Source organism: Streptomyces xanthii, assembly GCF_014621695.1.
Classification (GTDB): Bacteria; Actinomycetota; Actinomycetes; order Streptomycetales; family Streptomycetaceae; genus Streptomyces; species Streptomyces xanthii.
Genome location: NZ_CP061281.1, coordinates 4,849,790 through 4,862,022 on the forward strand (window position 1 = coordinate 4,849,790; position 12,233 = coordinate 4,862,022).

The 12,233-nt window shown below is 73.2% G+C and carries 15 protein-coding genes; 10 read left to right on the forward strand and 5 right to left on the reverse strand.

The genetic code is table 11. The features are described from left to right. Positions 1–34: 34 nt before the first annotated feature. The 4 genes from IAG42_RS21960 (at position 35) to IAG42_RS21975 (ending at position 4,247) form a co-directional block, all read left to right on the forward strand. On the forward strand, positions 35–1,027 hold the full coding sequence (locus IAG42_RS21960) for a GlxA family transcriptional regulator (protein ID WP_188338668.1): 993 nt from the start codon (positions 35–37) through the stop codon (positions 1,025–1,027). After that, positions 1,024–1,395, forward strand: coding sequence for a VOC family protein (locus IAG42_RS21965; protein WP_188338669.1), 372 nt, complete (start codon positions 1,024–1,026; stop codon positions 1,393–1,395). Before IAG42_RS21960 ends, IAG42_RS21965 begins: the two co-directional genes overlap by 4 nt. A 130-nt stretch (positions 1,396–1,525) precedes the next feature. Next, positions 1,526–1,837, forward strand: coding sequence for a hypothetical protein (locus tag IAG42_RS21970; protein ID WP_188338670.1), 312 nt, complete (start codon positions 1,526–1,528; stop codon positions 1,835–1,837). A gap of 202 nt (positions 1,838–2,039) precedes the next feature. Beyond that, a complete protein-coding gene (locus IAG42_RS21975) occupies positions 2,040–4,247 on the forward strand; it encodes an acyltransferase family protein (protein WP_223206112.1) in 2,208 nt (735 codons plus the stop codon). A 109-nt stretch (positions 4,248–4,356) separates the two neighbouring features. On the opposite strand, the gene IAG42_RS21980 is transcribed toward IAG42_RS21975, so the two are convergent. Continuing rightward, on the reverse strand, positions 4,357–4,830 hold the full coding sequence (locus IAG42_RS21980) for a carboxymuconolactone decarboxylase family protein (protein ID WP_188338671.1): 474 nt from the start codon (positions 4,828–4,830) through the stop codon (positions 4,357–4,359). 151 nt (positions 4,831–4,981) lie between these two features. On the opposite strand from IAG42_RS21980, the gene IAG42_RS21985 reads away from it, so the two are divergent. The 3 genes from IAG42_RS21985 (at position 4,982) to IAG42_RS21995 (ending at position 6,650) form a co-directional block, all read left to right on the forward strand. After that, positions 4,982–5,440 (forward strand): GNAT family N-acetyltransferase, encoded by a 459-nt coding sequence (locus IAG42_RS21985; RefSeq protein WP_223206113.1) that lies wholly within the window; start codon positions 4,982–4,984, stop codon positions 5,438–5,440. 109 nt (positions 5,441–5,549) lie between these two features. Continuing rightward, complete coding sequence (locus IAG42_RS21990) at positions 5,550–6,344, forward strand: class I SAM-dependent methyltransferase (protein ID WP_188338672.1); 795 nt, start codon at positions 5,550–5,552, stop codon at positions 6,342–6,344. Between the two features lie 126 nt (positions 6,345–6,470). Next, on the forward strand, positions 6,471–6,650 hold the full coding sequence (locus IAG42_RS21995; RefSeq protein WP_188338673.1) for a hypothetical protein: 180 nt from the start codon (positions 6,471–6,473) through the stop codon (positions 6,648–6,650). Here the strand turns inward: IAG42_RS21995 and IAG42_RS22000 are convergent. Then, positions 6,630–7,355, reverse strand: coding sequence for an alpha/beta fold hydrolase (locus tag IAG42_RS22000; RefSeq protein WP_188338674.1), 726 nt, complete (start codon positions 7,353–7,355; stop codon positions 6,630–6,632). The genes IAG42_RS21995 and IAG42_RS22000 overlap by 21 nt on opposite strands. 122 nt (positions 7,356–7,477) lie before the next feature. Here IAG42_RS22000 and IAG42_RS22005 point away from each other — a divergent pair, with 122 nt between their 5' ends. Beyond that, the gene (locus IAG42_RS22005; protein ID WP_188338675.1) at positions 7,478–8,353 is read left to right on the forward strand and encodes an AraC family transcriptional regulator; all 876 of its coding nucleotides are present in this window, start codon (positions 7,478–7,480) and stop codon (positions 8,351–8,353) included. A 2-nt stretch (positions 8,354–8,355) separates the two neighbouring features. Here IAG42_RS22005 and IAG42_RS22010 read toward each other — a convergent pair whose 3' ends face one another. Continuing rightward, complete coding sequence (locus tag IAG42_RS22010) at positions 8,356–8,556, reverse strand: superinfection immunity protein (protein ID WP_188338676.1); 201 nt, start codon at positions 8,554–8,556, stop codon at positions 8,356–8,358. A 199-nt stretch (positions 8,557–8,755) separates the two neighbouring features. Here IAG42_RS22010 and IAG42_RS22015 point away from each other — a divergent pair, with 199 nt between their 5' ends. Beyond that, positions 8,756–9,241, forward strand: a complete 486-nt coding sequence (locus IAG42_RS22015) for a hypothetical protein (protein ID WP_188338677.1) — start codon at positions 8,756–8,758, stop codon at positions 9,239–9,241. Positions 9,242–9,248: 7 nt separating this feature from the next. Here IAG42_RS22015 and IAG42_RS22020 read toward each other — a convergent pair whose 3' ends face one another. Then, positions 9,249–10,181 (reverse strand): hypothetical protein, encoded by a 933-nt coding sequence (locus IAG42_RS22020; protein WP_223206114.1) that lies wholly within the window; start codon positions 10,179–10,181, stop codon positions 9,249–9,251. A gap of 211 nt (positions 10,182–10,392) precedes the next feature. On the opposite strand from IAG42_RS22020, the gene IAG42_RS22025 reads away from it, so the two are divergent. Beyond that, on the forward strand, positions 10,393–11,082 hold the full coding sequence (locus tag IAG42_RS22025) for a DUF4352 domain-containing protein (RefSeq protein WP_188338678.1): 690 nt from the start codon (positions 10,393–10,395) through the stop codon (positions 11,080–11,082). A 42-nt stretch (positions 11,083–11,124) separates the two neighbouring features. On the opposite strand, the gene IAG42_RS22030 is transcribed toward IAG42_RS22025, so the two are convergent. After that, complete coding sequence (locus IAG42_RS22030) at positions 11,125–12,231, reverse strand: DNA cytosine methyltransferase (protein ID WP_188338679.1); 1,107 nt, start codon at positions 12,229–12,231, stop codon at positions 11,125–11,127. Positions 12,232–12,233 lie beyond the last annotated feature (2 nt).

Consider the following 12,233-nt stretch of genomic DNA (forward strand, 5'->3'; position numbering starts at 1 on the left):
TGGCCAGATGGCCACGACCTGAAAGAATCTGGCCATGAGTGGAGCAGGGGTACGCCGGCCCGCCTCGGTGGCCGTGCTGGTCAGGGACGGGGTTCTGCCCATGGAGCTGGGCCTGGTCCACCAGCTGTTCGGCGCCGCCCGCGATCCGGTGACCGGTGAGCGCCTCTACGAGGTCACGACCTGCGCGCCCCGCCCCGGCCCGGTCCGCACCGACGCCGACTTCCCGATCCACGCGGGGCACGGCCTGGAGGCGGTGGCGGCGGCCGACACGGTGCTGGTCCCGGCCTCGCACGAGGCGGACGAGTCGCTGACCCCGGACGCGGGACCGCAGGAGTCGGTGCGGGAGGCGCTGACGGGCGCCCGGGGCCGGGTCGCCTCCATCTGCACCGGCTCCTTCCTGCTGGCCGCCGCCGGACTGCTCGACGGGCGCCGGGCGACCACGCACTGGCTCTCGGCGGACCGTTTCGCCCGTACGTTCCCGAAGGTCACCGTGGACGCCGATGTCCTCTACGTCGACGAGGGGCGGGTCCTCACCTCGGCGGGCGAGGCGGCCGGCATCGACCTGTGCCTGCATCTGATCCGCCGCGACCACGGCGCGGGCGTCGCCGCCGACGTCGCCCGCCGCACGGTGGTGCCGCCGCACCGGGAGGGCGGCCAGGCGCAGTACATCCGCCGCCCCGTCGAGGAGCCGGGCCTCGCCTCGACGTCCGGCTCCCGCGCCTGGGCGCTGCGCCGGCTGGCCGAACCGCTCACCCTCGCCCGGCTCGCGGCGCGGGACGCGATGTCGGTCCGTACGTACAGCCGCCGTTTCCGTGAGGAGACGGGTCTGACGCCGATGACCTGGCTGACCCGTCAACGGGTGGACCGGGCGCGGGAGTTGCTGGAGCGCACCGATCACACGGTCGACCGGGTCGCGGCCGAGTCGGGTTTCGGTACGGCCACCTCGCTGCGCCAGCACTTCCAGCTCACGCTCGGGGTGGCACCGGCCGCGTACCGGTCGACCTTCCGGGGGAGGGGCACCCCATGACCGTTCGACGCATCGTCCCCAACCACCCCGTCACCCCCGCCGGCCCCGAGGCCCTGGACGCGGCCCGGGCCTTCTACGAGCGGATCGGCCTGGAGCAGGTCATGGACCTCGGCTGGGTCCGCACCCTGGCCTCGCCGACGCACCCCACGGCCCAGATCAGCCTCTTCACGCACGACGCGACGGCCCCCGTCGTCCCGGACTTGAGCATCGAGGGGGACTCCGTCGGGGAGCTGGAGTCGGTGTACGCGGCGCTGTGCGCGTCGGGCGCCGAGATCGTGCACGGCATCCGCGACGAGGAGTGGGGTGTGCGCCGCTTCTTCGCCCGTGACCCGCAGGGGCGCGTCGTCAATGTCCTCGCGCACCTGTGAACCGCCGGAGGTCACCGGCCGCGCCGCCCCGTGACCGTGCTCACGTATCCCCGGCCCATGACGTGGCGCGGCCCCCCGAGGCGTAGCCTCTTCGAACAGACTTGCCCGGTATGACCAGGAGGCTCCAGTCATGGCCCGTTCCCTTCCCACCGCGCCGATCGCCGCCGCCGGACTGATCGGCGGCTACGCGACCGCCCGCTTCACGAAGAAGCGTCCGCTGGGCGGCGCCGTGCTCGCCGTCGCCGGGGCCGCCGCCGCGACGCAGTGGACGAAGGCGCGGGGCGGGAAGGTCGCGGGCGCGCTGACGGGCGCGTACGTCGCCGCGTTCGCCGGTTCGCACCCGCTGGCCAAGAAGGTCGGCGCCTGGCCCGCGGTGTTCGGTGTCGCCGGGGCCGTCGCCGCCGCGTCGTACGTCCTGGTGGACCGGCGCGCCGGAGCCTGACCGCCCGCTGTGCGTGACTTCGTCCGCCGCGCGTGAACCCGGGGCCAACTCCGTATGAGCCCCGGTTCACCCGCCGTCGGAGACCCGGCGAACTCCTCCCGGTAGGCGCAACTGTTCGAACCGGGCGGCCGTCCCCTGAGTGCGCCCCTGTCCTCCCCAGGGGCCCGTGCACCTCGTGGCCCCTCAGGAAGACGAACCCACCGTGACCCAAGCGCCCCCGCTGCCACAGACCGGACCGCGCCGGCCGTCCGCCCCGCCGGGGGCGGCGAGCGAACCGCCAGGTCACCGGGCCGACATCCAGGGGCTGCGCGCCGTGGCCGTCGGGCTCGTCGTCCTCGCGCACGCCGGCGTACGGCAGTTGAGCGGCGGATACGTCGGCGTCGACGTCTTCTTCGTCATATCCGGCTTCCTGATCACCTCGCTGCTCGTGCGCGAACTCGACCGGGACGGCCGCGTGTCGATCCGCCGCTTCTACGCCCGCCGCGCCCTGCGCCTGCTGCCCGCCTCGACACTCGTCGGTGTCGCCGCGCTGGCCGGGGCGTATCTCTTCCTCTCCAAGGCGCGGTTCACGGAGTACATGGGTGACGCCGTCGCGAGCGGCCTGTACGCCGTGAACCTGCGGCTCGCCGCGTCCGGCACGGACTATCTGCGGGCCACGGCCCCGCCGTCGCCGTTCCAGCACTTCTGGTCGCTGGCGGTGGAGGAACAGTTCTACGTGGTGTGGCCGCTGGTGCTCACGGCCGTGTACGCCCTCGCCCGGACCACCGCGCGCTCCCGGCGGACGCCCGCCCGGGGCCCTCGCCCGGGTACAGCCCTCGCCGGTACCGCACCTGCCCGGGGCCTTCGCGCGGGTGCCGCCCTCGCCGGCGGCACCGTGCTCGCCGCCTCCCTCGCCCTGAGCGTCAACACGACCGGCGCCGCGCCCTCCTGGGCGTACTTCGGCACGCACACGCGCGCCTGGGAGCTCGCGGCGGGCGCCCTGCTCGCCCTCACCCTCGCCCCCACGCGCGCCACCCGTCCCGCACGCCGTCTGCCGGCGCCCCTCGCCGGGGTCCTCTCCTGGGCGGGCCTGGCCGCGATCGTCGGCTCGGCGCTCGTGTTCGACGACGCGACCCCGTTCCCCGGACACGCGGCCCTCGTCCCGGTCACCGGCACGGTCCTGGTCCTCGCGGGCGGCAGCGCGCCGAACCGCTTCGGCGCCGAACTGCTGCTCCGCCGAAGGCTGTTGACGGGCATCGGCGGAGTCTCGTACGGCTGGTACCTGTGGCACTGGCCGCTGCTCGTGATCGTGCCCGTGGCGCTCGGCCGGCCCGACGCGGGGGTGCCCGCGCGGCTCGCGGTGTGCGCGCTGGGGCTCGGGCTCGCGGTGCTGACGCTGCGGCTCGTCGAGAACCCGGTCCGGTTCGCCGCCGCCTTCCGCGGCCGGCCGGGGCCCGCGCTCACGCTCGGCGCGTCCCTGACCGCGGGCACGGCCGCCGTCGCGCTGCTCGCCGCTCTCGTGCCGCCCGCGATCGACTCCGGCCGCCCGGCCCCGCGCCTCGCCGCCCGCCTCGACGCGGCCCCCGACCCGGCGGCCGCACTCGCCGACCTCCTCGCCGCGCCGAACGACGACATCCCCGCGAACCTCCGGCCCACCCTCACCCGCGTCAAGGACCGGCGCTCGGCCGTCTACCGCGACGGCTGCCACGTGAACCCCGGCGTCACCACCGTGCCCGGCCCCTGCGCGTACGGGGACCCGGCCTCGGCCACGACCGTCGTCCTCTTCGGCGACTCGCACGCCGCCCAGTGGTTCCCGGCGCTCGAACGGCTCGCGCGCGAACGGCACTGGCGGCTCGTGTCCCTCACGAAGGCGTCCTGCAAGACCGCCGACGTCACGATCGTCAACGGCGGCGGCCCGTACACCGCGTGCGACACCTGGCGGGCCCGCGCCCTGGACCGGATCGCCCGGCTGCGCCCCCGCCTCGTGATCGCCTCGTCGTCCGAGTCGGGCGACCCGGTACGCCCGGCCGCGGCGGGCCCCGTCGCCCAGTGGACGGCCGGCTACACCCGCACCTACCGGAAACTGCGGGCGACCGGCGCCCGCGTCGTCGCCCTCCAGGACACGCCCTGGCCCGCGTCCGACGCGGTCGACTGCGCGAGCACCCACCCGCTGGACCTGGACCGCTGCGCGTCGGCCCCCGCCCGGGCGGCGAAGGACCCGCGCAAGGCGGCGGCGGTCCGTGCCGCCGCCCGTGCCACCGGTGCCACGCTCGTCGACCCGCGCCCCTGGGTGTGCGCGCCCCGCGTCTGCCCGGTCCTCGTCGCCGACACCCTCGTCTACCGGGACGACGGCCACCTCGCGGACGCCTACGCCCGCGCCCTCGCCCCGGTCCTGGGCGCCCGGCTCGGCCCTCTGCCGGGAACGCCCTGACCGTCCGCCCCTGCTCCCGGACGGGCTCGGGCTCCCGCGCCCCGGACGGGCTCGGGCTCCCGCGCCCCGCACGGGCTCGGGCTCCCGCGCCCGCACGGGCTCCCGTGGCTCAGCCGAACATGCCCGGCTGGTAGTCGCCCGCCGGCTGCTGCGTGATGACGTTCAGCCGGTTGTACGTGTTGATCAGGGCGATCAGCGAGACGAGCGCCGCGAGCTGGTCCTCGTCGTAGTGCTTGGCTGCGTTCTCCCACACCTCGTCGGAGACCCCGCCCGCCGCGTCGGCGATCCGCGTCCCCGCCTCGGCCAGCTCAAGGGCGGCCCGCTCGGCGTCGGTGAACACCTTCGCTTCGCGCCAGGCGCCGACCATGTGCAGCCGCTGCGCACTCTCGCCCGCGGCGGCGGCGTCCTTGGTGTGCATGTCGAGGCAGAACCCGCACCCGTTGATCTGGCTGACGCGGACCAGGACGAGGTCCGCCGTGAACTTCGGCAGCTCCACCGCCTCGAGGGCCTTGCCCGCCGCGTTGATGTGACGGATGAACTTGGAGGCGACGGCGTTGCCGAAGACGTTGAGACGAGCTTCCATGGCGATCTCCTGCTGCTCGGTGGGCTTTCCCGGTCGCCGCTGGGGGCTTTCCCGGTCGCTTACGTCTGGATGACGGAGCGCCCGCCGGGGATGTGACCGCCCTGGAATGTGACCTGCGTCACGCGCGAATCGCGGGAGCTAGGCTCTGCCCGTGCCCCGCCTCGAAGAGCTCACGCCCGCCAACCTCGACGCCGCCCTCGCCATCCGCGTCCACCCGGACCAGGAGCACCGCGTGGCCCCCGTCGTGAAGTCGCTCGCCGAGGCGTACGTCCACCCCGGCGTCGCCTGGCCCCGCCTCATCGTCGACGGCGACCGCCCCGTCGGCTTCCTCATGGCCTTCTTCGACATCGACTGGAAGGGTGACGGTTCCGGCGACGACATCCGCTCCGGCCTGTGGCGCCTGAACATCGCGGCCGCCGAACAGGGCCGCGGCTACGGCCGGTTCGCGGTCGACGCGGTCGCCGCCGAGATCCGCCGGCGCGGCGGCAGCCGCCTCACCACCACCTGGCACCCGGGACCGACCGGCCCCGAGGAGTTCTACGTCCGCCTCGGGTTCCGCCCCACGGGGGAGACGAGCGGCGGCGACGCGGTCGGCGAACTGGACCTCTGAGCCGCCGGGTTTCCGAAAGTCCCGCGCTCTCTACGCCAACCAGCCGAGGGAGACGGCGACTTGACCGATCCGGCGCCCGGCCCCGGTGCCGGATCGGTAGCGTCACCGCATGACCGACAGCAGCCAGGGCGAAAGCCGCCTGCACGCCTCCTCGTTCGGCGCGGCCGCCCCCGCCTACGCCGCCCACCGCCCCGACTACGCGCAGGCCGCCCTGACCTGGGCGCGCCAACTCGCCCCGGGCGCCCGCGTCCTGGACCTCGGGGCCGGTACGGGCAAGCTGACCGCCGGTCTGGTCGCGCAGGGCGCCGAGGTCACCGCCGTCGAACCCGACCCCGCGATGCTGGCCGAACTGCGCCGCGCCCTGCCCGCCGTCCGCGCCCTGGAGGGCAGCGCCGAGTCGATCCCGCTCCCGGACGGCTCGGTCGACGCCGTGCTGGCCGGCAACGCCCTGCACTGGTTCGACATGGCCGTCGCGGGCCCCGAGATCGCCCGCGCCCTCGCCCCCGGCGGCGTCCTCGCCGGGCTGTGGAACGTCCTGGACGACGAGGTCGACTGGGTCGCCGGCCTCGCCCAGGTCGCGGGCAGCGCGGTCATCGGACCGCGCGACACCCCGGCCTCCTGGCGCGCCGAGACGACCGGCATGCACCTGCCCCGCCCGGACGCGGCCGCCGCCGCCCGCTTCGGCTCACCGGAGCAGGACACCTTCCCGCACGGCCAGCGCCGCAGCGCCGACTCCCTGGTCGCGACCCTGGCGACCCGGGCCGGCCTCCTGGTCATGCCCGCACAGGAACGCACGGCCACCCTGACCCGTATCCGCGACTACCTCGCCACCCGCCCCGAGACGGCCTCGGGCGACTTCACGCTCCCGATGCGTACGGCGGTGCTGCGCACCCGGAAACTGTGAGACGCGGCCCGGAAGGCGCGCCGCCCCGACGACCGGGTCTCCGTCATCGCGTACGAGAACCTGCCGGGTGGCCCGGGCCCCCTGGCCGCCCTCCGTGCCTGGCTGCGCGCCCGGGGCGTCGACTGGATGCCGTTCGACCTGACGGCCGAGGTCGGCGTCGACCTGGCCTGCGCCCGGGACCCCGACGGACACGCGCGTGGCTGGTACGACATCCGTGTCAGCGCCGCCGCCCTGCGCCGCCTCGGCCTCCACCCGGACCAGCCCACCGCGCACCGCGCGCCGGGCTCATTCCCGCCCGGCCGGTGAGACGGCCGCCGCCTCCAGGAGCACGTCCGCCAACTCCCGGGGCCGCGAGAACATCGGCCAGTGCCCGGCGTCCAGCTTTGCCAGCCGCCACCGCTCACCCTTCACCAACTCAGCGACCGGGTCGTCGAGTTCGTCGCCGCCCAGCTCGCACAGGACGTATGTAGCGGGAAGTTGGTCGAGCGGCCTGGCGAGTACGGCCGGCTCCGTCAGCGTCGTACCGGGGTGCGGGGTCGAGCCCGCGACGATCCGCGCGATCTGCTCCGGGCTCAGCCCGTGCCCCTCGAAGTGCGCGGCGGGCGCGCACGGCCACCAGCCCCCGTTCTCCGCGAGCGAGGCCCGCACACCGGCCCCGCCGTCCGGCCACACCGCGACGAACGGCTCCCCGTCCACCGGCACGCTCGAGTCCACGAACACCACCCGCCGCAACCGCTCACCGAGCAGCCCGGCCGCCTGCCCCACCGGCACCCCGGCGTAGCTGTGCCCCACGAGCACGACGTCCCGCAATCCGGCCCGCTCCACGAAGTCCACGACATCCCGCACATGCCCCTGCCGCCCCACGGGCGCCGCACCGCCGGCCCGCTCGGCAAGCCCCGACAAGGTCAGCGAATACACCCCGTGCCCGCCTGCCGCCTCCAGCCACGGCACCACGTCGTCCCACGCCCACGCCCCGAGCCGCGCCCCTGCCACCAGTACGAAGTTCGCCATGCCCGGCACGGTAGCGGCGCGGCACGCCTCGCCGCCCGGGATGTCCGACCGGATCGGTCCACGGCGATCGGGCACTCCCCGCGGCCCCCCTGCCAGGGTGGGAACCACGCAAAGGAGGCCCCGTGATCGCGGCACTGAACCAACTGGTCGACCTGGTTGAACAGCACCTGGGCGACGACCTGGACGTCGACGCGTTCGCGTCGTCCCATGGCACGACCGAGTACCACCTGCGCCGGATGTTCTCGTCCCTGGCCGGAATGCCGCTCTCGGAGTACGTGCGCCGACGCCGCATGACCGTGGCCGCGGCGGACGTCGTCCGGGGCGGCGGCGACCTGCTCGACATCGCCGTCCGCCACGGCTACGGCTCGACCGAGGCGTTCGGCCGCGCCTTCCGCGCCGTGCACGGCGCCGCCCCCGGCGACGTACGCCGCACCGGCGGCCCCCTGCGCACCCAGCCCCAGCTCAGGTTCCGCCTGACCGTCGAAGGAAGCACCCCCATGGACACCCGTATCGCCGACCGCCCCGCCTTCCGCCTGATCGGCCACGCCGCCCGCGTGCCGCTGATCTACGAGGGCGTCAACCCGCACATCCAGCGGCACATCGCCTCCCTGCCCCCGGAGGCCCACACCCGCCTCAAGTCCCTGAGCGACACCGACCCGGCGGGCCTGCTCCAGGTCACCGACGACCTGGCCGCGCAGGACGCCCCGGAGGGAACCGAACTCACCTACCTCCACGGCGTGGCCGTCACCCCCGAGACCCCGGTTCCCGAGGACCTGGACACCATCGAACTCCCGCCGGGCTCCTGGGCGGTCTTCCGCAGCAGCGGCCCCTTCCCCGAGACCCTCCAGACGATGTGGGCGGCGACGGCGACGGACTGGTTCCCCTCGAACCCGTGGCGCCTGCGCCCCGGCCCGTCGATCGTGGCGACCCTGGACCGCTCCCCGGACTTCACGACGGCGACCTGCGAACTGTGGCTCCCGGTCGAACCGGCGACGTGACGCTATCCGCGGGGCACCCCGTCGGTGGACCGGGCCGCCATGGCGAGTGCGACGACCCAGCCGACGAGCGTCCACCCCAGGAAGAGGTTGATGACGAGGACGGAACCGGCGTTGCGGACGCCCCGGCCGAACGCCACGAGCGTAGGGATGAAGTAGAAGAGCGCTACGACGACGATCACGACTCCGGACGCCGAACCATCCATGTGTTCCCCCTGAGATTTCGCGATGAGCGGCCCGCGATGCGCACGGCTCGGTCCCTGAACTACCGCTCTCTGCCCGTCACTTGACGGCTCGTAAGATGTGCCCGAGTCGATGCGCGAAGAAACGCCCACGAGGCGCCCCTGACCGGAACCGCGACAGCCGCCGGGAACTGCGCCGGACCCCCGAACGTCCCTACTCACCATGATCATCGACAACGCGGGCGAACTGATCGGGGACTGGGAATCGGTCTACCAGGGCTACTTCCCGGGCGACCCCGACGAGGTCCTCCGCGACACCCTGAACGGCCTCGCCCGAGCCCGCTCCACCCAGCCGTACGACCCGGCGACCTCGGCGTTCTACGCCTTCGGCCTCGTCTGGACGTACGGCTACGTGGCGTCCGGCGACCCGGACCCCGAACTGACCCGCCAGGTCACGACCACCCTCGCCGCCCTCGCCGTCACGGACTCCCCGTGCGCCGCCCACGAGGCGCACCCGTGCGACGACGGCCTGGACACCCACCTGGAGGCCTTCGAACCACTCCTGACGCTCCTGATCGACCTGTCCGACGACTACACGTGGGACGACCTGGCGGAGGCGACGGGCACGGCCACGGACCCGGAATCGGTATGGCGCTGCCCGCACAATGTGGCGGGCTTCGCGAGGGCGGCGGCGGAGGCGATCGGCTAGCCCAGGCTCACTCCGCCTCCGCCCCCGCCGATGACGGCGACGTGCGACAGGCGGCACACCACGCCTCGTCGGCGACCGGCCGGAAGAGGTGGGCCTGGATATGGCCGGGCCCCTCGCATTCACGCAGGCCGGCGAGGCGCGCGGAGACCCGGGGCCGATCGATGCCGTGCGTGCCCTGGGTGCCGTCCGGCCCCTTCGCTGCGGCCTCGACCGGCGGCACATCGGAGAGCAGATACCGCAGCAGCCCGCCGGGATGCCGTACGGGCGTCCCGTCGGCGGGCAGGCCGCGCAGGATGTGGGCCCGCACGTCCCCCGGCGTGTGCCCGGCGGCGAGCCACCGCTCGGTGAGGGCGGCCAGCTCGGCGTACATGGCGCGGGGGATGCGACTGAGCGCGGGGTCGAGAACTCGGTACGCCTCAACGAGGGTGCGGGCGGAGTCGGTTGACGTCGTAGCGGCCGCCCCGGTCGGGCCCGGAAGGTTGGGGGTCTTCTCCCCGGTGTTGTGGCCGCCCTTGGGATGACCGCCGGTCGGCGGGGTGGTCGGCCGGCCGACCGTCGGCTGAGGCCGACTCGGTACGACCTGCGGCGACGCCTCCCGCGCCATGAACTTGGCGGCCTGCTCGGCGCTCAACGGCGTGCTGGACACGAGCTGTTGGGTGATCCACCGCCCGCCGGGCCCCTGCATCCGGCGCTCATGAACGAAGCCCTCTTCTTTGAGCAGCTTCTTGGCGCGGGTGAAGGCGCTGTTGTTGATGTTGGCGCGCTCGGCAGTCCGGGAGAGATTCTCCCGGGCCCCCTCGGGAAGCGACAGCTGCCACGTCAGCAGCCGCACGGCGTCGGAGGAGAGCCGGGGGTGCCGGATGAGCTCGTTGGAGAGCTGGGTGAAGGCGCGCGTGGGCGCGATACTGTGCCGGTAGATCACGGTGGAGGTTCCGTCCACTTGTGGTTCAGGCCCTCGCTGACGGTTGCAGCCGTCGCGGGGGCCGTTTGTTGTTCGGCGACCGTATCGCACGCAGAGTGATGGGTGTGACGCGTCCTGTGAAATCCCTGCACGTTGTCGGCCACCGGCTTCGAGCCCGCGGCTCGCACTCGCGGGAGGCACCGGAGCGAGACAGAATCGAGGTGGGCCCGAACCGTCAAGAGGACATCCCATGGGTACTCGTCCACGCACGTTGATCGCCGCCGGTGCCACCCTCGGCGCCTTGGCGCTGGCCGGCTGCTCCAATGGATCGGACGCCGATTCGGGTGCCTCCGCCAGTCCTGCGTCGGCGGCCTCGAGCGAGGGGGCTGACGCGGGAGCGCCTCCGGGGGCCGAGATTCTCGGGATCACGCGAGAGGGCGAGCCGTTCAAGGTCACCGTCACTTTCTCCGACGGCTCGCAACCAGCTGAGTTCCGCATCACGGTCGACGGAGTGACCTGCGATGACTCATTGGACCCGAAGGTGCTTGCCTATGCCGCTGATTCGGTGGGGGCCAGTGCCACCGAATCACCGGTGCCGGAGAGTGGAAAGCAATTCTGCGTCGTACTCATGAACGTGGAGAACGTGGGCAAGAGCCGGCAGAGCTGGGACGCCGGCGGAACCGTTGGGCTGAATGTCCGTGACACTCAGTACACGGAGACACAGCAAGAGGCCGAATACGCCTTGGACTACGCGCAGTACGCCAACTCCCAGGGGCGGCCCGGGGCGACGTTCGGACTCAACCCCGGCAGCCATGGTCCTGCGTACGGTGTATTCGAGATTCCGGCGGGCGATGAGCCCACCAGCCTGTGGGTGACCTCCGGTACAGCGATCACAACCATCGACGGTGTCGAACCCGGCTACCTGGTTCGCCTGGAATGAGGCGGGTGTTCGCCGGCGTGCCTCCACGGCTGGCGCGAGGCATCAGTACGCGTAGTGCTCCTTCAGCGACTTGTTCAGCCGGTCACGTTCGAAGCCCAGCGCGGCGGCAAGGACGTGCATGCCGAGGCGAGGTGGAACGGCGTTTCCGATCTGCTGGGCAACAGCGGCGCCGGCCCACAGCCAGTCCGGTACTGCGGGAAAGGTCTGGAGCTGACCCGCTTCGGACTCCGTCAGGCGCGGGCGGTCACGGCCGTCAGGTCCGACGATGCGGTTGCGCGAGATCTTGCCCGTCACTGTGGCCGAAGGCTCGTGAGATCCGCGCTGCCCGCGAGCCTTGGGATCACCGCCGGTTCCATAATTGGAGACCACGGTGAAGGGCTCGTCACGGTCGGTGAGAACGTCCCTCATGCTCACCCACGGCTGCAGCCCGAGGCCGTGGTCCTGGCGTGACGTGCGCTTGTGGTACCGCCCGTGCGTCGTTTCGGGCATGCACGGCGCACCCTGCAGCAGGCGCCCCTCCCCGGTCCACCGGGCGATGAGGATCGCGCGGCGTCGGGTCTGAGGCACGCCGTACTCCTCGGTGTGCAGAACCTGAGGCTCGGCCACGGCGTACCCCTCCGCCCGCAGGATCTGCGCGTACCGCTGCCACACGGGCAGCACGGCCGGCACCTGCTCCAGGACGATCACCTGGAACGGGCGCCCGGCGTCGATCGCCTCGAGTGCCCAGCGCAGCGGTTCGAGGACCAGGCCGGTGCGTTCGTCGTGCTTGTCGGTCTCCTCGTCCTTGAGCGCCGCGAGGTCCTCCCTGACCTTCGCCAGCGGATCACGGTTGCGCAGCCGGTCGGCGAAGGTGAGGACATGGTCGAGCGCCCGTCGGCCGGAACCCCTGCCCGCGACCGTGAACGTCTGGCACGGGGGTCCGCCGGCGAGGACGTTGAAATCCTCGCCGATGGTGGTCGGCCCGTAGTCGCGGACGTCGCCGGCTTCGGTCGGCAGTCCGTTCGCGGCGCGGGTGGCGCAGGCGTCTTTGTCCCACTCGATACCCATCGACGGCACCTTGAGCTGCCGTGCGGCCTGATCGAGCCCACCGGGCCCCGCGAAGAGATCAATGATCTTGAACGGGGAGGTGGATGGGGGTGCTGCGTTCATAG